Here is a 23010-nt window from a genome sequence, read left to right as displayed (position 1 = left end):
AGACAGATGAGCCAGTTTTCGGCAGACAAGTTCACCACCAAGGCTCGCGAGGCCATCGAGGCCGCGCAGCTCTCCGCCACGACGGCGGGCAACACCACGACCGAGCCGATCCACCTGCTGGTCGCGCTGCTGCAGCAGGACGAGGGCACGGCGACGTCGATGGTCACCAAGTCCGGTGTGGACGCCGAGGAGCTGACGCGAGCGGCGGCTGCCGACCTCGCCGGTCTCCCGCGCGCCAGCGGGTCGACGGTGCAGCAGCCCGCTGCCTCGGGTGCGCTGACCCGCGTTCTTGCCGGGGCGATCACGCTGGCCACCTCCCTGAAGGACGACTACGCCGCCACCGAGCACCTGCTGATCTCGCTGGCCACGGTCGAGTCGTCGGCGCAGAAGGTGCTCAAGGGCGCCGGGCTCACCGAGAAGGGGCTGCGCGAGTCGCTGAAGGCGGTCCGCGGCAACCGCCGGGTCACGAGCCAGGACGCCGAGGACTCCTACGAGGCGCTGGAGAAGTACTCCCAGGACCTCACCGAGGCCGCCGAGCGCGGGAAGTTGGATCCGGTCATCGGCCGTGACGCCGAGATCCGCCGGGTCATCCAGGTCCTGAGCCGGCGCACCAAGAACAACCCGGTCCTCATCGGCGAGCCCGGCGTCGGCAAGACGGCCGTCGTCGAGGGGCTCGCCCAGCGGATCATCGCCGGTGACGTACCCGACTCGCTCAAGGGCCGCCGCGTGCTGAGCCTCGACCTGGCGGCGATGGTCGCCGGTGCGCAGTACCGCGGTCAGTTCGAGGAGCGGCTCAAGGCCGTCCTGGAGGAGATCAAGGCCGCCGAGGGGCAGGTCATCACCTTCATCGACGAGCTCCACACCGTCGTCGGCGCGGGCGCCGGCGGCGACTCCGCGATGGACGCGGGCAACATGCTCAAGCCGATGCTCGCGCGCGGTGAGCTGCACATGATCGGTGCGACCACGCTCGACGAATACCGCGAGCGCATCGAGAAGGACCCCGCCCTGGAGCGTCGTTTCCAGCAGGTCTTCGTCGGTGAGCCGTCGGTGGAGGACACCGTGCAGATCCTGCGCGGGATCCAGGAGAAGTACGAGGCCCACCACGGTGTTCGCATCACCGATGCCGCGCTGGTGGCCGCCGCGACCCTGTCCGACCGCTACATCACCGGCCGTCAGCTGCCCGACAAGGCGATCGACCTCATCGACGAGGCCGCGTCCCGGCTGCGGATGGAGATCGAGTCGTCCCCCGAGGAGATCGACCAGCTCCGTCGTGCTGTCGACCGGCTGAAGATGGAGGAGTTCGCGCTCTCCAAGGAGTCCGACGACGCATCTCTGGAGCGCCACGCGGCGCTGCGCAAGGAGCTCGCCGACAAGGAGGAGGAGCTCCGCGGGCTGGAGGCTCGCTGGGAGCGGGAGAAGGCCTCTCTCGAGGGTGAGGGTGCCCTGCGCAAGCAGCTCGACGCGCTGCGCATCGAGGCCGAGCGGCTGCAGCGTGAGGGGTCCCTGGGCGAGGCGTCCGAGATCCTCTACGGCAAGATCCCGGTGCTCGAGGAGCAGATCGCCGCGGCGGCTGCTGCCGAGGACGAGGTCACCGACCGGCTGGTCGGTGAGGAGGTCGCCGCCCAGCAGATCGCCGAGGTGGTCGAGGCGTGGACCGGCATCCCGACCGGCAAGATGCTCCAGGGCGAGCAGGCCAAGCTGCTCGAGATGGAGTCCGTCATCGGGCGGCGCCTGATCGGGCAGAAGTCCGCGGTCACGGCCGTCGCCGACGCGGTCCGGCGCTCTCGGGCCGGCATCGCCGACCCCAACCGCCCCACCGGCTCGTTCCTGTTCCTGGGTCCGACCGGCACCGGTAAGACCGAGCTCGCCAAGTCGCTGGCCGACTTCCTCTTCGACGACGAGCGCGCGATCGTACGCATCGACATGTCCGAGTACTCCGAGAAGCACTCGGTCGCTCGGCTGGTCGGAGCGCCTCCGGGCTACGTCGGCTACGACGAGGGTGGTCAGCTGACCGAGGCGGTGCGCCGTCGCCCCTACTCGGTGGTCCTGCTCGACGAGGTCGAGAAGGCTCACCCCGAGGTCTTCGACATCCTGCTGCAGGTGCTCGACGACGGTCGCCTGACCGACGGTCAGGGCCGCACGGTCGACTTCCGCAACACGCTGCTCATCCTCACCTCCAACCTGGGCTCGAACTTCCTGGTCGACCCGGTGCTGGACGAGCACGCGAAGCACGAGTCGGTCATGGCCGTGGTCCGGGGATCCTTCAAGCCCGAGTTCCTCAACCGCCTCGACGAGGTCGTCATGTTCGACGCCCTCTCGCTGGCCGACCTCACCAAGATCGTCGACATCCAGCTGGGTCTGCTGGAGAAGCGCCTGGCCGCCCGCCGCATCTCGATCTCCGTCACCCCCGAGGCTCGGGAGTGGCTCGCCGAGACCGGCTACGACCCGGCGTACGGCGCCCGCCCCCTCCGCCGCCTCATCCAGTCCGCCATCGGCGACCCGCTCGCCCGGAAGCTCATCGGCGGCGAGGTCTCCGACGGTGGCCAGGTGACCGTCGACCGCGACGGTGACGGCCTCACCCTGAAGGTCTGAGCCGCCGAGGCGTCACCCCGGTCGGCCGAGTGGGCACTCAGATGCCCACTCGGCCGACGTACGTGACGCCTCGGCAGGTGGGTAGCCTCCACGCATGCGGACTGGTCGGATCATCCTGCTCAACGGGGCGTCGAGCTCGGGCAAGAGCAGCGTCGGGCGGGAGCTGCTGCCGCTGCTGGAGGACCCGTGGTTCCTGGTGCCGGTCGACGGGATCAGCGGGATGCGGTCGACGGTGCACACGCGGGAGCTCGACGAGGCGGGGATCGCGGAGATGCTGCGGCGTACCCGGCTCGGCTATCACCGCGCCGTCGCGGCCCTGGCCTCGGTCGGCAACGACGTGATCATGGACTACCCGCTCAGCGAGACCTGGCGGCTCGACGACCTGCTCGAGGTGCTCGAGGGCTACGACGTCACCCTCGTCGAGGTCTGGTGCTCGCCCGAGGAGCTCGAGCGGCGCGAGGCCGCCCGCGGCGACCGCCCTGCGGGTCTGGCTCGATCGCAGACCCTGGTCTACTCCCATCCCTACGACATCCGCGTCGACACCACCGCCGCGACCCCGGCGGCATGCGCGAAGGAGATCGCCGAGGCTCTCCCCGCTCTCCCCGCTCTCCCCGCTCTCCCCGCTCTCCCCGCTCTCACCGCGCCCAAGGCCTTCGACCGCCTCCGTCTCGGCCACGCCGAGTAGGCACGTACGTCGGCCGAGGCGTCACCCCGGTCGGCCGAGGCGTCAGCTGCGTCGGCCGAGCCGTCATCGCCGTGCCCGCTCGGCCGACGCGGGCGGCGTCTCGGCCGACGCGCGTGACCTCTCGGCAGGCGAAGTTGGCCGGGATGAGAAAATGATTCCCGACATGTCTGAAACGAAGCTTCCCCGCCCAGGTCAGGCCACCCTCGCCGGGTGGCTCATCGTGCTCGGCTCACTGCTCACGGTGGTGACGGCCTGGGACCAGATCGCCGGGCTGCGCAGCCTGGACACCCGGGAGCGGGTGGAGGAGGTGCTGGCCGAGCCGCCGCTGGCCGGCTCGGGGATCGGCCTCGACAGCATTCTGACCCTCATGCACGTGATGGCGCTGGTCACCGGCGCGATCGCAGCCGCAGCGGTGATCCTCGGCTGGCACGTGCTGCAGCGCAACAAGCAGGCCCGGCTCGCGCTCACGGTCATCGCGGCGCCGCTCTTCTTCGCCGGGATGTTCGGTGGCGGGTTCTGGTCGACGCTGTCGGCCGTCGCCGTCGTACTCCTGTGGATGTCACCCACCCGCGACTGGTTCGACGGGGTCTCCCCGACGAAGCGGGAGGCTCTCGACAGCGGCGACCCGGACCAGAAGTCGTACGTCGCGCCCACCCCGCCCGAGGCCCCGACAGGCCCAACCGCCCCGACCGCGTCGACCGCCTCGACATCCCCGACCACCGGCCCGGCCCGCCTCTCGGCGCAGCAGCCGCCGCCGTGGACCGGTGCGGTCGCCCAGCCGACCAAGGCAGCGCCCACGCGCCGCCCCGGCGCCGTGATGGCGGCGGCCGTGCTCACCTGGATCGGCTCCGGGTTCACCGCGCTGATGATGCTTGCCTCGGCGGTGACCGCGACCGCCAACCCTGACCTGATCCTCGATCAGGTGCGCAAGCAGGCGGAGAGTGATCCGGCGATGCGGGACGTGGCGGGGCTCTACACCGCCGACGTCATCATCGCCTCGGCCTGGATCATGGCCGTGCTGGTGGCGCTCGTCTGCGTCGCCGCCGGGGTCTTCGCCGTCTTCGCGATCCGCCGCCACTCCTGGGCCCGGATCGCACTGATGATCTCGGCCGGCGTCTCGGCGCTCTCCCTGCTCCTCTTCGCGCTCGCCTTCCCGCCGGCCGTGGTCCTCTTCGGCGCAGCGGTGGCGACCTTCTCGTTCCTGCTGCGACCCGAGGTCGCGGCCTGGTTCCGTGGCTGAACCCGAGGCGCGAAGCCTTAAAGCAAGGCAGCTGACCCGGCGGGCCGGATAGGCTCCGCGGCATGTCAGATCAGTACGGCTCCTTCGACAACCCCTACGGCGGCAAGCCGCCGTTCCAGGGGCAGGAGCCGCCGCCCCCGACGCCGTACGCCTCACCCCAGCCGTACGCCGTCCCCCAGCCGACCCAGCCGACGCCGCAGCAGCCCCAGGGATGGGGCCAGGCACCGCCGGCCTACGGCCAGTACGCGATGGGGCAGCAGCCCCCGGCGTACCTCCGCCCTTATTACCCGCAACCCGATCCCGACACCCGGCCGGGGACGGTCGTCGCGGCATCGATCATGACGATCGTCGGGTCGGTGATCGCGCTGTTGATCTCGTTGTTCATGGTGCCGGCGGGGATCGCCGACTACAACGACCCGTCGTCCTCGGACAAGGGCGTGACGCTGGCAATGGTGATCTGGTTCGCCGTGTGCGGCGTGCTGAGCCTGATCGCGATCCCGCTGGGGATCATGGTGCTGTTCCGCTCCAAGGTGGCCAGGGTCCTGCTCACCGTGGTCGGCTCGATCGCCGCGCTGCTCTCGCTCTTCGTGGTGGTCTTTCCGGCGGTGATCATCGCCGCGATCGTGATGCTGTACGCAGGCCGAGCAGGCACCTGGTTCGCCCGGCGCACACCCGGCGACCCCTGGCAGCAGCCAGCGTCGGCGGTGCCGGGACCGACACCGCCGACGCACCAGCAGTTCTAGCCAGAGCTAGGAGACGAGCGAGTCGTCCTTGGCGCCGTTGTCGGAGCCGCGGACCATCTTGTAGACGCGCACCGCGATCCACGCGACGACGGCCACCCCGACGACCAGGATGACGATGTTCTGGAACCGGCCGACGATCGGCTCGACCTTCTCCCAGTTGTCACCGAGCTGGTAGCCGGCGACGACGAAGATGGTGTTCCAGATCGCGGAGCCGACGGTGGTGAGGATCAGGAACTTCCAGATCGGCATCCGGGTGACGCCGGCGGGCACCGAGATCAGCGACCGGAAGATCGGGATGAAGCGGCCGAAGAAGACCGTCCACGCGCCGTACTTCTCGAAGAACGCCTCGGTCTTCTCCAGGTCGGAGGTCTTGACCAGCGGCAGCTTCTCGCCGACCCAGTAGACCCGCTCGCGGCCGATCAGCGCACCGATCAGGTAGAGCGCGAGCGCGCCGACGACCGAGCCGAGCGTGGTCCAGATCAGCGCCTCGGCGATCGTGAAACGGCCCTGGGCGGCGGTGAAGCCGGCCAGCGGCAGGATGATCTCGGAGGGCAGCGGCGGGAAGAGGTTCTCCAGCGCGATGCCGAGCCCAGCACCCACCGGGCCGAGCTTGTCCATCAGGTCGACCGCCCAGCCGGCGACGCCGGTGAGCTCCTCGGGCTGGGTAGAGGTCAGGATCATGGGGCTCTCTTCGAGTGTGTGGGTGGGCCGGGCGGCCGAAGCCTAGGAGGCTGCGTTGACCGCGTCCAGGTCGGCCCGGGTCAGTACCGAGCGGATCTCCAGCTCGACGTCTCGCAGGGACTCACCGGGCTCGGGCGACCGGTCGATCGCACACACGACAGTGTCCACGATCGCACCAAGCGGACGGAGTGCGTTGACCGCGTCGCGCACCGCGCCGCCGGACGTGATGACGTCCTCGATCAGGGTGACCCTCTTGCCCGAGAAGGACGGCCCCTCGGCGAGCTTGGCGGTCCCGTACTCCTTGGCCTTCTTCCGGATGAAGATGGCCGGGATGCCGGTCTTGGCCGACACCATGGTCACGATCGGGATGCCGCCGAGCTCCAGCCCGCCGAGCACCTCGGTGCCCTCCGGCAGCAGCTCGACCATGCGTGCCGCGACCCGCTCCAGGAGCGCCGGGTCGGCCTCGAAGAGGTACTTGTCGAAGTAGGTGTCGCTGACCTGCCCCGAGCGGAGCGTGAACTCCCCGTGCAGGCGGCAGGTGGCGTCGATGTCGGCAGCTAGGGTCTGATCCGTGGTCACGACCCCTAGCCTAAGTGGCATGAGTGAGCGCCAGCGAACGACCATAGGGGCGGCGGCATGACGGCACGACGACTCCACGGCATCCCGCCGACGATCTTCTCCGAGATGTCGGCACTGGCCGCCTCCACCGGCGCCGTCAACCTCGGCCAGGGCTTCCCCGACGTGGACGGGCCCGAGGAGATCATCAAGGAAGCCGTCGCCGCGTTGGAGAGCGGACGGAACCAGTACGCCCCGGGCCCCGGCATCCCGGCGCTGCGCGAGGCCGTCGCGGCCCACCAGCAGCGCCACTACGGCCTCACCTTCGACCCGGCGCGCGAGGTCACGGTGACCACCGGCGCGACCGAGGGGATCGCGGCGGCGATCCTAGCCCTGGTCGACCCGGGCGACGAGGTGATCCTCGTCGAGCCCTACTACGACAGCTACCCGGCCATGGTGCAGTTCGCAGGCGGCGTACGTCGCCCGGTGACGCTCAGCCTGGACGAGTCCGCTCCGGGCGGGCGGCTGCCCCGTGAAGCGCTCGAGGCGGCCGCCTCGGAGGCGACCAAGGTGCTCCTCCTCAACTCTCCCCACAACCCGACCGGCACGGTGCTCACCCGCGAGGAGCTCGAGACGGTCGCCGCCTTCGCGCGAGACCACGATCTGACGGTGGTCTCGGACGAGGTCTACGAGCACCTGACCTTCGACGGCACCCCGCACATCCCGATCGCCACGCTCCCCGGCATGCGCGAGCGCACCCTGACCCTGTCGAGCATCGGCAAGTCCTACTCCTTCACCGGCTGGAAGGTCGGCTGGGCGACCGGCCCCGAGCACCTGGTCCAGGCGCTGCTGGGCGCCAAGCAGTGGCTGACGTTCACCTCCGGTGCCCCGCTGCAGCCGGCGGCTGCGTACGCGCTGGAGCACCTCGACCACTGGCCCAAGGAGCTCGCCCTCGATCTGCAGGGGCGGCGCGACCTGCTCTGTGACGGGCTGAAGGGGATCGGCCTGGACGTGACGATCCCGGAGGGCACCTACTTCGCCGTCTCCGACATCACCGACCTCGGGTGGAGCGACGGTCTGGAGTTCTGCCGGGCGCTGCCGGAGCGGGCCGGCGTCGTGGCCATCCCGCTGCAGGGGTTCTACGACACCGATGCCGGGAAGCACCTGGTCAGGTGGACGTTCACCAAGCAGCGCGAGGTGATCGAGGAGGCCCTGGAGCGCCTCGCCCGGGGCGACCTGCGTCGCTAGTGGTCGGCCCGGCGGTCCGCGTCCTCGTCCTCGGAGGTGCGCGGCCGGACCGTCATCCCGAGGATGTCCCGGTCGGGGTGACCGTCGTGGTCGAGGTCCGCGGCCAGCCGCGAGGCCGTACGCCGCCGGCGCCACCACTCCACCATCGCGGGCGCGAACGCGAGCGCGAAGAGCAGCAGGATCAGGTAGTCGACGTTGTCAGCCAGCCAGGGCCAGCGCGCGCCGACGAAGAACCCGAACAACGTCACCGCGAGCACCCACAGCACGCCGCCGACGAAGCTCCAGAAATAGAACCGCCGCCGGTCCATGTGGGTGACCCCGGCGACGACGGTGACATAGGTGCGTACGAAGGCGATGAAACGCCCGATCACCAACGCCTTGTTGCCGTGCTTGTCGAAGAACTCCCGGGTCTGTTCGAGATGTCGCTTCTTGATGAAGCGGCCGTCGCGTTCATAGAGACGCGGCCCGAGCTTGCGCCCGATCTCATATCCGGTCACGTTGCCCGCGAAAGCGGCGGCGAGGAAGAAGAGCATCGCGATCACGATCTCGAGGCCGGGAGGCCCGGGGAAGATGTCGATCTTGCCCGTCGCGATGAAGATCCCGAGTGCGATCAGCAGGCTGTCGCCGGGTAGGAACGGGAAGAAAAGACCGCATTCGACGAAGATGATGATGAGGCTGATCCAGAAGAGCGGCTCGCCGAAAGTGGCCAGCAGAAAGTCCGGACTCATCCATTCCAAACCGGCCACCATCGGCGCAAAATTCCCCGCACCTGTCACGCGCCCTACGGTACCCATAGGTAACAACTCTTGTTGTCGAATATTCTGACTCGCCGATGAACGAGACACGACCGTCCGAGGACGATTCCCGAGCGCCGTACGACCCGATGCCCCACGGGCAGCCCGAGGTCGGCGTGGGCCCGTGGCAGGGGGAGTGGCCCGAGGGGGAGCACTGGGACCCCGAGCTGCTGATTAACGGTGACCGCCGCAACGTGGTCGACCGTTACCGCTACTGGACCCTCGAGGCGATCGTCGCCGACCTCGACCAGCGCCGCCACGGCTTCCATGTCGCGATCGAGAACTGGCAGCACGACTTCAACATCGGCACCATCGTCCGCACCGCCAACGCCTTCCTCGCCGCCGAGGTGCACATCGTCGGCAACCGGCGCTGGAACCGCCGCGGCGCGATGGTCACCGACCGCTACCAGCACGTCCATCACCACCCCGACGTGCCCGCGCTCGCGGCCTACCTCCACGAGCGAGGCGTACGCCTCCTCGGCATCGACAACCTGCCCGGCTCGCTCCACCTGGAGACGATGGAGCTGGCCAGGTCGGTGTGCTTCCTCTTCGGGCAGGAGGGTCCGGGCCTGTCCGAGCAGGCGCGCGCGAGCGTCGACGGCACCTTCTCGATCGCCCAGTTCGGGTCGACGCGGTCGATCAACGCCTCCGCCGCCGCGGCGATCGCGATGCACTCCTGGGTCGTCCAGCACGCCGACCTGTCCTCCGAGGACGCCTGGCGCGGTTGACCGGAGCCGATCACGTGAAAACGCAGCGATCCCCCGGGGAAGCACCCCGGGGGATCGAGCGTCGTGAACGATCAGCGGATCAGTTGGTGTTCCGCTCGTAGCAGACGACCCAGTGGTCGCCGGTCTGCCACTCGTACTTGCTCGGCTTGCTGTAAGCCCTGGTGCGGCTCGGGCAGTTGTTGCCGACGGCCCGCTCGAACGAGGCCGTGGTCGGGTAGGTCGTGCCGGCCTTCTTGAAGGCGGAGATCGACTTGTAGGTGTGCGAGCTCAGGCAGGAGTACGGCCCGGCGTACGTCGAGCTCAGGCAGCCCCGGGTGCGCTGGGTCAGCGCGACGCCCTCGAGGAACTTCGCGCGGTTGGTCGGCAGGTTCTTGAGGGTTTCCTTGCCCGGGAGCGCGACGTCGCAGCGGAACCAGCGCTGGCCGGCCCTGAACTGCTCGGCGTTGGGCACGAAGAACGCCCACACGTACGCCGACTGGTTCCGCTTCGAGTAGGTGCTGCCCAGCTTGTCCCTGAGCGCACGGATGCACGTCTTGGAGATGTGAGCGGCGCTGGCCGATCGGGTGATGGACTCCTGGGTGCGGGTCGTCCCGGACAGAAGCGTTCCCAGCGCGATGGTCTTCGCGGTGTGGGCGTCGCTGCAGGAGACCTTCTTGCCGGTCTGGGACAGCGCGTTGAAGGCGGTCCAGCCGTAGTTGTAGCAGGTGCCGACCGTGGGCTTGGGCGGCACCGCCGCGTCGGCCTTGGGGGCGGTGAGACCGATGAGGGAGAAGACGCCGACGACGAGCCCAAGGATGAGGGCCGCCATCACGGGCGTCTGCGCAGGCGCGAGCGCGCCGGCACGAAGGCGAGACATGATCGTGCTTTCGGATCAAGGGATGGGGCGGGCTGAATCATCGCAGCGCGATGCCGGGCGGGGCATAGTCAATTCGGGTGGTTGTAAAGCGGTTACGCCCCGGTGTCCTCGATGAAAACCTGATCCGCTAAAGTTAACTCCGGGTCGCCCGGATGTGCCCCTTTTCTAGGGTGCGTGGCCTCGGGGCCGGGCGGCAGCGGGGGACTCCACGACCGCTGCCCGCAATGCGCGGATCGGTCCGCAGGGCGTCACGCCCCATTCATCCGTACGCGGCATGCTGACCGGCATGTGCCAGACGAACCTGTCGCGCCGGACCCTGCTCAGATACTCCGCTCTGGTCGCGGCGACCTTCCCGGCGGCTGCTGCCACGGACAGCTGGAGCCTGGCGGCCCAGGCGGCGGAGTCGGGGCTGGCGGTGCCGATGCACGCCGAGCTGGTGACGGTCACCGACACCAGCGCGGTGGTCACCTGGTTCACCGGCGACCCGTTGCGGCGCGACGGCTTCGGCCGCCCAGCGGCGCTGCAGGCGCCCGGCCGGGTCCTGATCGGCACCTCGCTCCTTCCCTCGACCTGGCGCGAGGCCGGCTCGCACGGCCCGACGGCCTACCACCACGTCGAGATCACCGGGCTGCAGCCGGACACCACCTATCACTGGCGCGCGGAGAGCAACGGGATCGTCGCCGGTCCGAGCCCGGTCACCCCGTGGGCGGCCCCGTCGACCTTCACCACGCTGAAGCGCCCCGCCGGCCGCGAGCTGGGTCGGGTCGCCTGGCTCAACGACCTGCACTTCGGCGAGCAGATCGCCGGGCTCGCGGTCGGCATCGACGGCTTCCCGGGCGGCGGGCTGCCGCCGGGCATCCCGGTCGACCCGGAGCATCCCTACTGGCGCACCATGGGTGCTGCAGCGGTGGCCGAGTCGCGGGCCCGCGGCTGCAACCTCCTGCTGGCCAACGGCGACCTCTCCAACGAGGCCGAGGCCGAGGCACTGGCCGAGACCAGGACCGCCCTGGACGGCTTCGGCACCCTCGGTGGCGTCACCCGTCTCGGCAGGGGCGATGCACCCCGCTACTTCGTCACGCGTGGCAACCACGATCGCGCCCGTACCGGGGCCGTCGAGGGTGAGCTGGTCGACCGGTTCGGTGGGGAGTTCGACGCCGGCTTCGAGCCCGGCACGCAGCACTTCTCGGTCGGCTACGGCACCGGCAGCCAGACGTACCGGTTCGTCGGCCTGGACTCCAACGACGGCGAGAGCACGGGTGTCCTCCGCGCGAGCGAGCTGGAGTTCCTCGAGGCCGAGCTGGGCCGCGGCGACCTGACGATCCCGCTGTTCCACCACCCCGCCAGCCAGCAGGACAACAAGGTCGACGCCGACGGTGCGCGCCGGTTCCGGACCCTGCTCGCCGGCTACGACAACGCGGTCGGCGTCTATGCCGGCCACACCCACCGCAACCACCTCTCGACCAGCTCCGAGACCGCGACACTTCCCTACTTCGAGGGCGGTGCCGTCAAGGAGTACCCCGGCGGTTACACCGTCGTACGCCTCTTCGAGGGTGGCTTCATGGTCAACTTCTACAAGTCCAGCCATCCGGACGCCCTGGCCTGGTCGGAGGCCTCCCGCGCCGAGTGGTTCGGACTCGCGCCCGCCTACATGCTCGGTGGCCTCGGTGACCGCAACTGGGCCCACCACCTCGACACCCGGCGTACGCAGACCGCCGGCGTCCTCCGCGACGGCGGCGACGCCCTCACCGCCGAGATCGGTGAGGGCGTGCTCGACGCCATCTGCTGAACCGCCTCAGGCGGGCTCGGCGGCCTCCAGCCGCTTCCGCAGCGCCTCCAGTCCCCGCGAGGAGTGGCTCTTGACGGTGCCCTCGCTGATCCGCAGCTCGCGGGCGGTCTCGGCCACCGACAGCTGCAGCCAGTGGCGCAGGACGACCACCTTGCGCTGCATCTCCGGCAGCTCCTGGAGCGCGTCGAAGAGCTCGGACCGCTCCTCGACCTGCTCCGCGGGACCCGACCGCTCGGGCAGGTCGCCCGACCGCTCCCGCTTCCACCACGGCCGCCGGGTCTGGTCGATGTGGGCGCGGACGAGGATCGTCCGGACGTACGCCTCCTCCGCGCCGGACTCGACCCGCCGCCACGCGGCGTACAGCTTGATCAGGGAGGTCTGCACCAGGTCGTCCGCCCGGTGCCAGTCGCCGCACAGTGCGTACGCCACGCGCAGCAGGTGCGACCGCCGGGCCGCGACGAACGTGGTGAAGGCCTCGTCGTGCGCGCTCATGCCCACGGCCCTCCCTTGGGACCGCTGTTCCGCCTGACGATCGCGGCGAAATCCTCGAGCGAGACCGGGCCCCGGTCCTCGGCGTACGGGGCCGGACGCAGGTGGTAGGCGAAGGCCCACGAGACGTTCTTCGTCCGGGTGGCGCTCTCCTTCTCCTGGACCAAGACGTACTGCTCCTCGCCCTCGACCGTGATCCGGGCGGCAGCGGTCTGCGACGTGTCGGCCGTAAAGGAATCGTTGATGTCCGGGTCGGCGACCTGTTCGAGGATCTTCACTCCGTCCTCGGTGGGGACGAGAGTCGAGCCGCTGAACTCGACCGCATGGGTGATGGCTGGTTCCCCGAGGTTGCGGTCGTTCGGACGGTAGGCCGTGCGATCCGACTTCTCGATACTTGTCAGCCAGTCGTCGATGGTCTGGCCGGGAATGGCATACGTCGAGCCGCCGTCGGGTGCCAGCGACAGGGCTGTCTGGCTCTGTCGGAAGAAGAGCCACTCCTCGAGGCCTTCTCGCTCGATGACCGCTCCGACCGAGTCCCAGGGAGCGTCGTATCCGAACGGGTTGGAGATCTCGCGGACGATCTTCCAGCCGCTCCCGCCGACGGAGAGCCGGCCGCCAGCTTCCCATGTGGTGTCCGGCAGGTGGTCGGGAAGCTCACGTGCCCACGTCCGGAAGTCCTTCGCGGTGCGGGATGCGTCGGTGAAAGAGACGTCGTCCGGTTGCGGGAAGTAGGCATAGATCGTCTTCTCTCCGTCGGTTACCGCGACCGCCAGCGAGTCACTGGTGGTGAGGGCTCCGAGCCGGTCCACCTCGGTCCAGCCCTTCTGGAACCTGGTCTCGCCGGTGTCGAAGTCGTAGGCCACCGGAGCGAGGTCGCTCAGGGGGATGTCGACCTCGGGCGCCTCCTCCTCAGCTGTCGACCGCGTCGCGATCGGGGGCTCGGGGTCGGCGTGGTCGCGCGAGGGGTCGACGACCGCGCCGATCCCGACCACCGCGGCGACCGCAGCGACCGAGCCGGCGACCACGGCGAGCCGCCGGCGACGTACGAGTCTCTTCCCGTCCGCCACGAGCGCGGCGGGGTCGGGTTGTGCGGGCGGGGGGTGGGGGATCGCCCGTTCCAGGGTTTCCTGCCAGTCCATGATGCCTCCAAGGTCAGTCTCACCCGTGGATACGGATCTCGTGGCAGATCGGTTGTCCTGGTTGATCGATCCAACTGCGGGCGTTGGGCGGGGTGGCCCGGGAGCGCATTACGCTGGCCACCAGCGCACCGGTCGACAACGGATCTTCAAGGAGACCCCCAGATGCCCATCGCCACCCCCGAGAAGTACGCCGAGATGCTCGCGACCGCGAAGGAGAAGGGGTTCGCCTTCCCGGCGATCAACGTCTCCTCGTCGCAGACGCTCAACGCGGCACTGGCCGGCTTCGCGGAGGCCGGCTCGGACGGCATCATCCAGATCTCCACGGGTGGCGCGGAGTACCTCTCCGGCCCCACGGTCAAGAACATGGTGACCGGCTCGGTGGCCTTCGCGGCGTACGCGACCGAGGTCGCCAAGTCCTACGACGTCAACATCGCGCTGCACACCGACCACTGCCCCAAGGACAAGCTCGACGGCTTCGTACGTCCCCTGCTCGAGCTCTCCGCCGAGCGCGTCCAGCGCGGTGAGGCGCCGCTGTTCCAGAGCCACATGTGGGACGGCTCCGCGGTGCCGCTGGCCGAGAACCTGCAGATCGCCCAGGAGCTGCTGGCGCTGGCCAAGACAGCTCACATCGTGCTCGAGATCGAGGTCGGCGTGGTCGGTGGCGAGGAGGACGGGATCGTCGGTGCGATCGACGACAAGCTCTACTCGACCCCCGAGGACGCCATCGCGACCGCCGACGCGCTCGGTGTCGAGGGCTACCTGACCGCGCTCACCTTCGGCAACGTGCACGGCGTCTACAAGCCGGGCAACGTGAAGCTCCGTCCCTCCATCCTGCGTGACGCCCAGGACGCGGTCGTCGCCAAGCTCGGCCTGCCCTCCGGGTCGAAGCCGTTCGACCTCGTCTTCCACGGCGGCTCGGGCTCGAGCGCCGAGGAGATCGCCGAGGCCGTCTCCTACGGCGTGGTCAAGATGAACATCGACACCGACACCCAGTACGCCTACACCCGTGCCGTCGCCGGCCACATGCTCGCCAACTACGACGGCGTTCTCAAGGTCGACGGCGAGGTCGGAAACAAGAAGCAGTACGATCCTCGCGTCTGGGGCAAGCTCGCGGAGGCAGGTATGGCCGCTCGGGTCGTCGAGGGTGCCCAGCATCTCGGTTCTGCGGGCAACTCCATCGGCTGAGCGACACGCCGGGGACGGCCAATGGTCCCGATTCGGAAAACGTTTGTGGCACACGGCATAGCAAACACGGGCTTATGTCGTTGTGCCGGTCATTGGTAAAGCGATTCAATGCCCTGGCTGGACGGCGACTCACGGGTAAGACAGTCGAACCGTCCCCTCGGCGTTGATCTTGGGAGGGACATCCTCGGAATGGAAACCACTGCGCGAAACCGCACAATCGGCGGAATCGTCATAGGCGCGATCATCCTGATCCTGCTTCTCGTCTTGTTCTCTTGCACCGTAAACAGCGACCCGGAGAGCTCGCCGAAGAAGGATCCGACAACCGGGGAGTCATCGCTCCCCAGCGATCCTGACACGATTGAGCCCGACGACAAGCCGTCGGAGAAGGACTCCGACGACCCGGAGATCGTCGACGACGACATCGTCCCGGCCGCCAACACCGGCGTGACCTTCATCCCCGCGGGCAACGTTCCCTCGGGCAGCACGCCGACCTGTGAGCTCGACCCGAGCGCCTGTGAGGACACCCGTCCGCCGGGTGCCGGTGTGGACATCTGTGAGATCCGCCCGGATCTGACCCAGTGCCAGGAGCCGGAGCCGCCGACCACCCCGCCGGGTGACGGCGAGCCGACCACGCCGCCGGACGACTGCCTGCTCCCCTTCGACCTGCTCTGCCCGGAGGACCCCGGCCCCGAGGACCCCGGTCCGGAGGACCCCGGCCCCGGTGACCCGGAGGACGACGAGACGGCTCCTGACGCGGTCACGGTCAGTTCCTGTGTCGTGAACAGCAACACCTCCGCGACCATCGACTGGTCCGAGGCCAAGGACAAGAGCGGGATCGACCACTACACGGTGACGTCGCGTCCCAACGCCGGCGACCCGGGTGAGACCGACCGGACCTCGGCGACCTTCCCCGATCTTCGGGCAGGGGTGACCTACACGTTCTCGGTCACCGCGACCGACAAGGCCGGAAACGAGTCCGCGGACAGCAACGACGTCGACTGCGTCATGGACGTCACGGCGCCGCAGATTCCTCAGGACCTCACGGTTGAGGAGGGTGACCCGAGCGACAGCACGCTGAACGTGAGCTGGTCCGAGGCCGAGGACAACACCGACGGCGTCGGCGACGTGTCCTACAACCTCTACCGCGACGGTGAGCTCCTCACGGCTCTCAACGACACCTCCTTCGAGGACACCGGCCTGAAGGCCGGCACGGAGTACACCTACTCCGTGCAGGCTGTCGACGGTGCCGGCAACGAGTCCCGTCGCTCCGAGGGCGTCTCGGGCACGACCACGAAGATCGCGCCGACGGTCCCGACCGGTCTCGACGCGACCAACGAGGGCCCGCTCGGCTTCGACCTCGCGTGGAACCCGTCGACGGACGAGGACGGTGTCACGCCTGCTGCGGAGATCGACTACCGGGTCAGCGTCACCGGCGGAATCTGCGTCGGTGGCACGACCACGGGCCAGACCACCTACAGCGTGACCTGCATCCTCCTGTGGGACTCGGTCCGGGTCACGGTGACGGCGATCGACGGTGACGGCAACGAGTCGGCTCCGAGCCGCGCGCTGACGGTGAACTCCGACGGCAGCGAGGCCCAGCCGCTCAAGGGCAACACCGCGCTCCGCTCGAACACCCCGGGCGAGGACAAGTCCGACGCTCCGGGCGACAGCCCGGTTCCGTCCGACGCCCCGGACGTGAAGGCTCCGGACGAGGTGGCTCCGATCGAGAAGCCGACCGAGGAGGACGCGCCGCTGCTGCCGGGTCTGGACGACATCCTGCCGGGCGGCGACGACACCGCCGAGGAGCCTGCTGCCGAGGAGCCGGCCGAGCCGGAGGCGACGCCGAGCGAGTCGGAGAGCCCGGCCGCGCGGCCGACCACCGAGGAGCCTGCTGACGAGGCGACCGAGGAGGCTCCGGCCGAGGAGGACGAGGGTGGCCTGCTGGGCGACATCGTCGACTCGGTGACGAGCGCCGTGGCTGCGGTGTTCTAGCACATACGCACAGAAACAGGGCGGGGAGAGCCGAAAGGTTCTCCCCGCCCTGTCGTATTCAGAGGCAGGTCGTCCCAAAATCAAGGAGTCGGATGCCCAGCGCCCCCCACAAGCCCTGGACATCCGACGATCTTGGGTGACCGACACCAAGTCTGCGTCAGTCGTGGCCACAGAGTAGGCATAGAAACGCCCATGGATCCAGATAGTTAAGACGAAATTCATGAACTTCCTGTGCCCATTCGAACAAAATCGAACAGATCTGAGCGGCCCAATCATCTGGAGCCATACATTAGAATTTGGGTGTGCGTGTGATGACCTCCCGTGCCCGCGCGGCCATCTTCGCCCCCATCGGCGACGAGGGCAGGGCAGCGCGTGTCGAGAACCGTCTCGCCGAGGCGATCCGCTCCGGCGTGCTCGCGCACGGGGAGCGGCTCCCGAGCGAGCCGGAGCTCGCCCAGATGCTCGGCGTCGCCACGGTCACCGCGCGAGAGGCGCTGGTCGCGCTGCGCGCCAAGGGCCTGGTGGTGACGACCAGGGGGCGTGGCGGCGGCTCGTTCGTACGTGCCCCGAAGAGCGCCGACCTCGTCGAGGACCGGCTCGCCGCGATGTCTCGCATCGAGCTGCGTGACCGGGCCACCGTCTATCAGGTGGTGCTCACCGGGTGCGCGGAGATCGCGGCGGAGCGTACGGATCCTGACGAGGTCGAGGACCTGCGTGACCTGCTGATCCCGCTCAACGTCAGCGACGTGGCCCGCTGGCGCAGTGCGGACAGCGAGCTCTACCTGTCGGTGGCCGCCCTGACCCAGTCGGCCAGGATGACGCGCGAGGTGGTGCGCCAGGAGGCCGACTTCGGCGCGCTGCTCCGGATCCCGCTCGAGGAGCCGGGCTTCCGGGAGGCGACGGCGAGCCGCCATCAGGAGCTTGTCGAAGCCCTGGCATCGGGAGATGCTGTCAGGGCCCGGGAGAGCGTACGTGAGCACGTGGCTCACTCCCTTGAACGCTTGGCTGAGATCCATGAGGCGGTGCGACGATGAGCAACACGATGACTCCTCTCGACTGTGTGGCCCAGGTCGAGGATCACTTCGGGCCGATCGTGACCGAGCTCGAGCGCGTACGCAGCGAGGTGGCTGCCCTCTTCGAGGCCGGTCCGGTCAGCAGCGCCTCCCTGCGGGAGCGGCTCGAGCCCGGGTCCCTGGAGTTCCTGCGCAACCCCAACCTCGTCGGTGGCGGCTTCGTGGTGGCCCCGGGAGTCCTCAGCGACCGCCGGCTCTACCTCGTCTGGTGGCAGGGCGAGGAGCGTGACTTCCTCGGCGACGCCGACGCCCCGGCCACGGGCGAGGCGATCGACTACACCCGCCAGCCCTGGTACCGCACCCCGGAGCGCACGGGCGAGCTCACGCTCGTCGGGCCGTACGTCGACTTCGTCTGCACCGACGAGTACGTCATGACCACGACGATGCCGGTCTACGCCGGCGGCCGCATGGTCGGCGTCGCGGGGGCCGACACCCTGGTCGAGACGCTCGAGACGATGCTCCTGCCCGGGCTGCGTGAGGCCGGAGCGACGCTCGTCAACGGCCACGGAAAGGCGATCGTCTCGGCCGACCCGCAGCTGGCCACCGGCGACCCGCTCACCACCGCCCGCGACATGATCCCGTGCCGGGGTCTGCCGCTCTCCGTCGCCCTTTCCTAGTCGCTCTGTCCTAGGCGGGCGGCTTCACCATGTGGCGCGGCGTGGTGAAGAAGAGCACCGCCACGAAGCCGACCGCCAGCGCGACCGCCGGCAGCAGGGTCGCCTCGGCCATCGCCTGGGAGAACCTCTCGGCGACCTCTGCAGGCAGTTGGGCACCGGCGCCACCCGCGGTCTCCGCGCTCGCGTCGAGGCCGTTGGCCCTGATCCGGGCGTCCATGAGCACGGCGATGGCGGCCGAGCCGACCACCGAGCCGACCGTGCGGGTCGCGTTGTAGACACCTGACCCCGCCCCGGCCTGGTGCGGCGGCAGATTGCGCGTGGCGGCCGCTGCCAGCGGCGCCCACACGAACGCCATCCCGAGCCCGAGCAGGCCCATCGGGACGAGGAGCTCCCAGACCGCCGAGCCCGGCGTCATCGGCCCGGCGAGCCAGAAGATGGCCGCGGCGCAGCAGAAGAAGCCGAAGCTGGTGAGCCAGCGGGGGTGGACCTTGTCGTTGATCCGGCCGACCACCGGCGCGAGCACCAGCGAGACCGCGGCCATCGGCACCATCAGCAGCGACGCCTCGAGTGCGTCGTAGCCACGGACGATCTGGGCGTAGAGCATCAGCGGGAAGCCCATCGTCGTGGCCGCCATCCCCATACAGGTGATCGCGATGTTGGCGACGGAGAAGTTGCGGTCGCCGAAGAGACCCAACGGCAGCAGCGGCTCCTGCTTGTTGCGCGCCTCCCACAGCACGAACAGACCCAGCACGGCGACGCCGCCGATCACCAGCGCCCAGATCAGCCCGTCCCAGCCGCGCTGCTCGCCGTCCTGGAGGCCGAAGACCAGGCCGAACATGCCGATCCCGCTCAGCGCGACGCCGAGCCAGTCGAACACGTGCGGGTGGGTCGGCAGCAGCGGGACCAGCCGCCAGTTGAGGACGAGCGCGACCACGCCGACGGGGATGTTGATGAAGAAGATCCACTCCCAGCCACCGAGGTCGACGAGCACGCCGCCGAGGATCGGGCCGACCAGCGTCGCGATGCCCGCGGTCGCGCCCCACAGCGCCATCGCCGCACCGCGCCGGTCGGCCGGGAAGATCCGGGTGATCACCGCCATCGTCTGCGGCGTCATCATCGACGCACCGACGCCCTGCACCGCACGGGCGATGATCAGCATCGTGATGTCGTCGGCGAGCCCGCACCACAGCGACGCGAGGGTGAAGATCGCCAGGCCGCCGAGATAGAGCCACTTCGGCCCGAACCGGTCGCCGAGACGCCCCATGATCAGCACCGGGACGGCGTAGGTGAGCAGGTAGGCGCTGGTCACCCACAGCACGTCGTTGGTGCTCGCCTCGAGGTCCCTCATGATGTCCGGCGTCGCGACGGTCACGATCGTCATGTCGACGAGGATCATGAAGAAGCCGATGCACAGCGCGGCCAGGCTGCGCCAGGGATGTTCCACGGTGGTGCCGGGCGCCTGCGACGCGGTCGTCTCGGTCATGGACACAGTCAACACCCGACCACCGACGGTTTCGGGGGTCGCGGGCACAATGGTTCGCATGACGCACCAGGACCTGATGGCCGGACCGCCGCCGACCCACCTCCCCGCCGACCCCGCGACCGACGAGCTGGCCGCCGGGACGGAGCCCGCCGAGGTCGTACGCCGCCACCCCGCCTCGCCCGCGGCCTGGGCCGCGCTCGCCACGGCCGCCAAGGAGACCGGCGCCGAGGATGTGACCATCTACGCCTACGCCCGCGTCGGCTACCACCGCTCGCTCGACATGCTCCGCCGCAACGGCTGGAAGGGCCACGGGCCGGTGCCGTGGGAGCACGAGCCCAACCGCGGCTTCCTGACCAGCCTCGCCCTCCTCGCCGAGCAGGCCAAGGCGATCGGCGAGACCGACGAGTGGGAGCGTTGCAGCGAGTTCCTCCGCGACAGCAGCCCGACGGCGTACGACACCCTTCTCGGCTGAATTACCGAATCGCGTCGGACCAGCGATTTCGCCTAGCCTTGCCCTGTGACTGAGCAGCCCTCCAACGCACCCGACGCCCCCGAGGTTCAGCAGAGCCTCAACGAGCAGATGCTGGTCCGGCGCGAGAAGCGCGAGCGCCTGCTGGCCGAGGGCAAGAAGGCGTACGCCATCGAGGTCGGCCGCACGCACACGCTCGCCGAGGTGCGCGAGGCCTACGAGGACAAGCTCGAGGCCGGCGAGGAGACCCAGGACGTGGTCACCGTCGCCGGTCGGGTCATGTTCGTCCGCAACACCGGCAAGCTGGCCTTCGCGACCCTCCAGGAGGGTGTCGGCACCCGGCTCCAGGTGATGCTCTCGCTCGCCGAGGTGGGCGAGGAGGCGCTCGCGGAGTGGAAGAGCCTGGTCGACCTCGGCGACCACGTCGCCGTCACCGGCCGGGTGATCTCCTCGCGGCGCGGCGAGCTCTCCATCATGGCCTCGAGCTGGCAGATGGCGGCCAAAGCGCTGCGTCCGCTGCCGGTGCTCCACAAGGAGCTCTCCGAGGAGTCCCGGGTCCGGCAGCGCTACGCCGACCTGATCGTGCGCCAGGAGGCGCGCGACATGGTGCGTACGCGGGCGAAGATCACCCAGGCGATCCGCCGCTGCCTGGAGGACGACGGCTACCTCGAGGTCGAGACCCCGGTCCTGCAGCTCATCCACGGTGGTGCGCACGCGCGGCCGTTCAACACCCACATGAACGCGTTCGACCAGCCGATGACGCTGCGCATCGCGCTCGAGCTCAACCTCAAGAAGGCCGTCGTCGGCGGCATCGACAAGGTCTACGAGATCGGCCGGATCTTCCGCAACGAGGGCGTCGACTCCACCCACAGCCCCGAGTTCACGATGATCGAGGCCTACCAGGCCTACGGCGACCAGTTCACCATCGCCGAGCAGATCCGCCGGATGTACCTCGCCGCGGCCGACGCCGTCGGCTCGCGTCAGATCGAGACCGAGGCCGGTGTCATCGACCTCGACGGCGAGTGGAAGTGGCTGCCGGTCTACGAGGGCGTCTCCGAGGCCGTCGGCGTCGAGGTCACCCCCGACACCGACGTCGAGACGCTCAAGGCGCTGGCCGACAAGCACGACGTCGAGCTCGACCCGGCCTGGAACGCCGACAAGATCGTCATGGAGCTGTGCGGCGAGCTGGTGGAGCCCCACCTGATCCAGCCGACCTTCCTGTGCGACTTTCCGGCGATCGCCCAGCCGCTGGCGCGGATCAACGACGAGGAGCCGGGCAAGGTCCTCGCCTGGGACCTGATCATCGGCGGTGTCGAGCGCGGCACCGGCTTCACCGAGCTGATCGACCCGGTCGTCCAGCGCGAGGTGCTCACCGCCCAGTCCCTGCTGGCCGCCGGCGGTGACCCCGAGGCGATGCAGCTCGACGAGGACTTCCTGCGGGCGCTGGAGTACGGCGCCCCGCCGATGGGCGGCCTCGGGCTCGGCCTGGACCGGGCGATCATGCTCTTCACCGGCGCCGGGATCCGCGAAACGATCCTCTTCCCGCTGCTCAAGCCGGAGGCCTGACACCTATCTGGCATTACAGTGCCAGGTATGGAGAACGGCCGGTCGGAGACGCTGATGACCGCGCTCGGGTTCGACCCGGCCGCGGCGCAGCTCTACAGTCGCCTCCTCCCGCTCACCGGATGGCCCTGCATGGTGGTGGCGGCGACGCTGTCCACCTCCGAGGGCGAGCTGAAGGAGGAGGCCGCGCCCCTGATCGAGAGCGGAGTCATCAGCTGCGGTGAGACGCTGACCGTGCTGAGTCCTCCCGCGGTGGTCGCCCACATGCTGGAGCGGGCCGCGACCAGGGCCCAGGACGCCCACGACCACCTGCTCAAGATCTCCCAGTCGGTGCCGTACGTCGCCGGCACCGCCGCACGGCTCCCGGCCACGATCGGCGAGGAGCACCCGATCGACGGCGAGGTGATCGCGACCGAGTTCACCCCGGAGACCTTCGAGCGGCTGGTCTCGGCCACCTCGGGCGACATGATGTGGCTGCGCCCGGCGGTGACCGTGCATCCCTCGGAGATGCGGTTCATCTCGGTCATCGAGTCCACGATCAAGTCGGGTCGCCGGTGCCGCGGCATCTACCCGGTGGCGGCCCTGAAACACTCGCCCGACGTGCTGCGGATGCGGGTCGAGATCGGGGAGGAGATCCGGATCCTGCCGCGCGTGGCCACCCATCTGATGGTCGTCGGCAGCACCCACGCGATGTTCCCGGACCCGCTCGGCCCGGTGGAGCAGCCGATGATCAACGTACGCCAGCGGGGCATCGTCGAGGTGGTCACCTGCTACTTCGAGGAGCTGTGGCGCCGGGCCCTCCCGGCGGCCGAGCTCGAGGACCTGCCGAACGCCGAACGCCGTCTGCTGCTCGCCGAGCTGGCCAGCGGAGCCCAGGACGAGCAGATCGCCCGGAGGCTCGGGGTCTCGCTGCGTACGGTCCGGCGGCGGGTCGCCGAACTGCTCGAGGACCTCGGCGCGACCTCACGGTTCGAGGCGGGTGTCGAGGCCGCACGGCGAGCCTGGCTGTGACGTACGGGCCGGTATTTGCTAGCGTGTGGTCGCAAGAGCCCTGGTCTTGCCAGGGTTTTTTGCTTTCTGTAGATGGATCGA

General features: G+C 69.3%; 21 protein-coding genes. 14 read left to right on the top strand and 7 right to left on the bottom strand.

Annotated features, from left to right (window positions below; translation table 11 throughout):
* The first annotated feature begins 6 nt into the window (after nt 1–6).
* The 4 genes from clpB (at nt 7) to ACWZJV_RS11295 (ending at nt 5260) form a co-directional block, all read left to right on the top strand.
* Nucleotides 7–2592 (top strand): ATP-dependent chaperone ClpB, encoded by a 2586-nt coding sequence (gene clpB / locus ACWZJV_RS11310; protein ID WP_457181505.1) that lies wholly within the window; start codon nt 7–9, stop codon nt 2590–2592.
* 94 nt (nt 2593–2686) lie between these two features.
* Nucleotides 2687–3277, top strand: a complete 591-nt coding sequence (locus ACWZJV_RS11305) for a chloramphenicol phosphotransferase CPT family protein (protein WP_457181504.1) — start codon at nt 2687–2689, stop codon at nt 3275–3277.
* A gap of 163 nt (nt 3278–3440) precedes the next feature.
* On the top strand, nt 3441–4517 hold the full coding sequence (locus ACWZJV_RS11300) for a hypothetical protein (protein WP_457181503.1): 1077 nt from the start codon (nt 3441–3443) through the stop codon (nt 4515–4517).
* A gap of 62 nt (nt 4518–4579) precedes the next feature.
* Nucleotides 4580–5260 (top strand): hypothetical protein, encoded by a 681-nt coding sequence (locus tag ACWZJV_RS11295; RefSeq protein ID WP_457181502.1) that lies wholly within the window; start codon nt 4580–4582, stop codon nt 5258–5260.
* Nucleotides 5261–5266: 6 nt separating this feature from the next.
* On the opposite strand, the gene ACWZJV_RS11290 is transcribed toward ACWZJV_RS11295, so the two are convergent.
* Complete coding sequence (locus ACWZJV_RS11290; protein WP_008360447.1) at nt 5267–5941, bottom strand: DedA family protein; 675 nt, start codon at nt 5939–5941, stop codon at nt 5267–5269.
* 42 nt (nt 5942–5983) lie between these two features.
* Entirely contained in the window at nt 5984–6520 is a 537-nt protein-coding gene (gene pyrE / locus ACWZJV_RS11285; RefSeq protein WP_008360449.1) for an orotate phosphoribosyltransferase, read from the bottom strand.
* A 57-nt stretch (nt 6521–6577) separates the two neighbouring features.
* Here pyrE and ACWZJV_RS11280 point away from each other — a divergent pair, with 57 nt between their 5' ends.
* Complete coding sequence (locus ACWZJV_RS11280) at nt 6578–7744, top strand: aminotransferase class I/II-fold pyridoxal phosphate-dependent enzyme (protein WP_008360451.1); 1167 nt, start codon at nt 6578–6580, stop codon at nt 7742–7744.
* On the opposite strand, the gene ACWZJV_RS11275 is transcribed toward ACWZJV_RS11280, so the two are convergent.
* Nucleotides 7741–8520 (bottom strand): DedA family protein, encoded by a 780-nt coding sequence (locus ACWZJV_RS11275; RefSeq protein WP_457181501.1) that lies wholly within the window; start codon nt 8518–8520, stop codon nt 7741–7743. The genes ACWZJV_RS11280 and ACWZJV_RS11275 overlap by 4 nt on opposite strands.
* 56 nt (nt 8521–8576) lie before the next feature.
* Between ACWZJV_RS11275 and ACWZJV_RS11270 the strand changes: the two genes are divergently transcribed.
* Nucleotides 8577–9266, top strand: coding sequence for a TrmH family RNA methyltransferase (locus tag ACWZJV_RS11270; RefSeq protein WP_457181500.1), 690 nt, complete (start codon nt 8577–8579; stop codon nt 9264–9266).
* A gap of 79 nt (nt 9267–9345) precedes the next feature.
* On the opposite strand, the gene ACWZJV_RS11265 is transcribed toward ACWZJV_RS11270, so the two are convergent.
* Nucleotides 9346–10122, bottom strand: coding sequence for a septum formation family protein (locus tag ACWZJV_RS11265; RefSeq protein ID WP_457181499.1), 777 nt, complete (start codon nt 10120–10122; stop codon nt 9346–9348).
* A gap of 286 nt (nt 10123–10408) precedes the next feature.
* On the opposite strand from ACWZJV_RS11265, the gene ACWZJV_RS11260 reads away from it, so the two are divergent.
* A complete protein-coding gene (locus tag ACWZJV_RS11260) occupies nt 10409–11908 on the top strand; it encodes a fibronectin type III domain-containing protein (protein WP_457181498.1) in 1500 nt (499 codons plus the stop codon).
* A gap of 6 nt (nt 11909–11914) precedes the next feature.
* Here the strand turns inward: ACWZJV_RS11260 and ACWZJV_RS11255 are convergent, their stop codons facing one another.
* Together ACWZJV_RS11255 and ACWZJV_RS11250 are read right to left on the bottom strand one after the other, a co-directional pair.
* Nucleotides 11915–12400 (bottom strand): SigE family RNA polymerase sigma factor, encoded by a 486-nt coding sequence (locus ACWZJV_RS11255; protein WP_040756042.1) that lies wholly within the window; start codon nt 12398–12400, stop codon nt 11915–11917.
* Entirely contained in the window at nt 12397–13536 is a 1140-nt protein-coding gene (locus ACWZJV_RS11250; protein ID WP_457181497.1) for a hypothetical protein, read from the bottom strand. Before ACWZJV_RS11250 ends, ACWZJV_RS11255 begins: the two co-directional genes overlap by 4 nt.
* A gap of 162 nt (nt 13537–13698) precedes the next feature.
* Between ACWZJV_RS11250 and fbaA the strand changes: the two genes are divergently transcribed.
* The 4 genes from fbaA to ACWZJV_RS11230 all read left to right on the top strand — a co-directional run bounded on the left by fbaA (nt 13699) and on the right by ACWZJV_RS11230 (nt 18403).
* Nucleotides 13699–14721 (top strand): class II fructose-bisphosphate aldolase, encoded by a 1023-nt coding sequence (fbaA, locus tag ACWZJV_RS11245; protein ID WP_008360465.1) that lies wholly within the window; start codon nt 13699–13701, stop codon nt 14719–14721.
* 264 nt (nt 14722–14985) lie between these two features.
* Nucleotides 14986–16713, top strand: a complete 1728-nt coding sequence (locus ACWZJV_RS11240; protein WP_457181496.1) for a fibronectin type III domain-containing protein — start codon at nt 14986–14988, stop codon at nt 16711–16713.
* A gap of 311 nt (nt 16714–17024) precedes the next feature.
* Nucleotides 17025–17747, top strand: coding sequence for a FadR/GntR family transcriptional regulator (locus tag ACWZJV_RS11235; RefSeq protein WP_050800884.1), 723 nt, complete (start codon nt 17025–17027; stop codon nt 17745–17747).
* Nucleotides 17744–18403, top strand: coding sequence for a cache domain-containing protein (locus ACWZJV_RS11230; protein ID WP_008360471.1), 660 nt, complete (start codon nt 17744–17746; stop codon nt 18401–18403). Before ACWZJV_RS11235 ends, ACWZJV_RS11230 begins: the two co-directional genes overlap by 4 nt.
* Before the next feature lie 10 nt (nt 18404–18413).
* On the opposite strand, the gene ACWZJV_RS11225 is transcribed toward ACWZJV_RS11230, so the two are convergent.
* The gene (locus ACWZJV_RS11225) at nt 18414–19886 is read right to left on the bottom strand and encodes a DHA2 family efflux MFS transporter permease subunit (protein ID WP_196872640.1); all 1473 of its coding nucleotides are present in this window, start codon (nt 19884–19886) and stop codon (nt 18414–18416) included.
* A 58-nt stretch (nt 19887–19944) separates the two neighbouring features.
* Here ACWZJV_RS11225 and ACWZJV_RS11220 point away from each other — a divergent pair, with 58 nt between their 5' ends.
* The 3 genes from ACWZJV_RS11220 to ACWZJV_RS11210 all read left to right on the top strand — a co-directional run bounded on the left by ACWZJV_RS11220 (nt 19945) and on the right by ACWZJV_RS11210 (nt 22929).
* Nucleotides 19945–20358 (top strand): DUF3151 domain-containing protein, encoded by a 414-nt coding sequence (locus ACWZJV_RS11220; RefSeq protein WP_196872641.1) that lies wholly within the window; start codon nt 19945–19947, stop codon nt 20356–20358.
* Nucleotides 20359–20466: 108 nt separating this feature from the next.
* Nucleotides 20467–21921 (top strand): lysine--tRNA ligase, encoded by a 1455-nt coding sequence (lysS, locus tag ACWZJV_RS11215; RefSeq protein ID WP_196876271.1) that lies wholly within the window; start codon nt 20467–20469, stop codon nt 21919–21921.
* 27 nt (nt 21922–21948) lie between these two features.
* A complete protein-coding gene (locus ACWZJV_RS11210) occupies nt 21949–22929 on the top strand; it encodes a helix-turn-helix transcriptional regulator (protein WP_196872642.1) in 981 nt (326 codons plus the stop codon).
* Nucleotides 22930–23010 lie beyond the last annotated feature (81 nt).

This window comes from Nocardioides sp. WG-D5 (assembly GCF_054031175.1).
The sequence above is the reverse complement of the archived record's forward strand: the minus strand, read 5'-3'. Positions and strand labels throughout refer to the sequence as shown.

Coding starts and splice junctions, on each gene's coding strand:
- clpB (WP_457181505.1), top strand. CDS start 7: ATGAGCCAGTTTTCGGCAGACAAGTTCACCACCAAGGCTCGCGAGGCC.
- ACWZJV_RS11305 (WP_457181504.1), top strand. CDS start 2,687: ATGCGGACTGGTCGGATCATCCTGCTCAACGGGGCGTCGAGCTCGGGC.
- ACWZJV_RS11300 (WP_457181503.1), top strand. CDS start 3,441: ATGTCTGAAACGAAGCTTCCCCGCCCAGGTCAGGCCACCCTCGCCGGG.
- ACWZJV_RS11295 (WP_457181502.1), top strand. CDS start 4,580: ATGTCAGATCAGTACGGCTCCTTCGACAACCCCTACGGCGGCAAGCCG.
- ACWZJV_RS11290 (WP_008360447.1), bottom strand. CDS start 5,941: ATGATCCTGACCTCTACCCAGCCCGAGGAGCTCACCGGCGTCGCCGGC.
- ACWZJV_RS11280 (WP_008360451.1), top strand. CDS start 6,578: ATGACGGCACGACGACTCCACGGCATCCCGCCGACGATCTTCTCCGAG.
- ACWZJV_RS11270 (WP_457181500.1), top strand. CDS start 8,577: ATGAACGAGACACGACCGTCCGAGGACGATTCCCGAGCGCCGTACGAC.
- ACWZJV_RS11265 (WP_457181499.1), bottom strand. CDS start 10,122: ATGTCTCGCCTTCGTGCCGGCGCGCTCGCGCCTGCGCAGACGCCCGTG.
- ACWZJV_RS11260 (WP_457181498.1), top strand. CDS start 10,409: ATGTGCCAGACGAACCTGTCGCGCCGGACCCTGCTCAGATACTCCGCT.
- ACWZJV_RS11255 (WP_040756042.1), bottom strand. CDS start 12,400: ATGAGCGCGCACGACGAGGCCTTCACCACGTTCGTCGCGGCCCGGCGG.
- ACWZJV_RS11250 (WP_457181497.1), bottom strand. CDS start 13,536: ATGGACTGGCAGGAAACCCTGGAACGGGCGATCCCCCACCCCCCGCCC.
- fbaA (WP_008360465.1), top strand. CDS start 13,699: ATGCCCATCGCCACCCCCGAGAAGTACGCCGAGATGCTCGCGACCGCG.
- ACWZJV_RS11235 (WP_050800884.1), top strand. CDS start 17,025: ATGACCTCCCGTGCCCGCGCGGCCATCTTCGCCCCCATCGGCGACGAG.
- ACWZJV_RS11230 (WP_008360471.1), top strand. CDS start 17,744: ATGAGCAACACGATGACTCCTCTCGACTGTGTGGCCCAGGTCGAGGAT.
- ACWZJV_RS11225 (WP_196872640.1), bottom strand. CDS start 19,886: ATGACCGAGACGACCGCGTCGCAGGCGCCCGGCACCACCGTGGAACAT.
- ACWZJV_RS11220 (WP_196872641.1), top strand. CDS start 19,945: ATGACGCACCAGGACCTGATGGCCGGACCGCCGCCGACCCACCTCCCC.
- lysS (WP_196876271.1), top strand. CDS start 20,467: ATGCTGGTCCGGCGCGAGAAGCGCGAGCGCCTGCTGGCCGAGGGCAAG.
- ACWZJV_RS11210 (WP_196872642.1), top strand. CDS start 21,949: ATGGAGAACGGCCGGTCGGAGACGCTGATGACCGCGCTCGGGTTCGAC.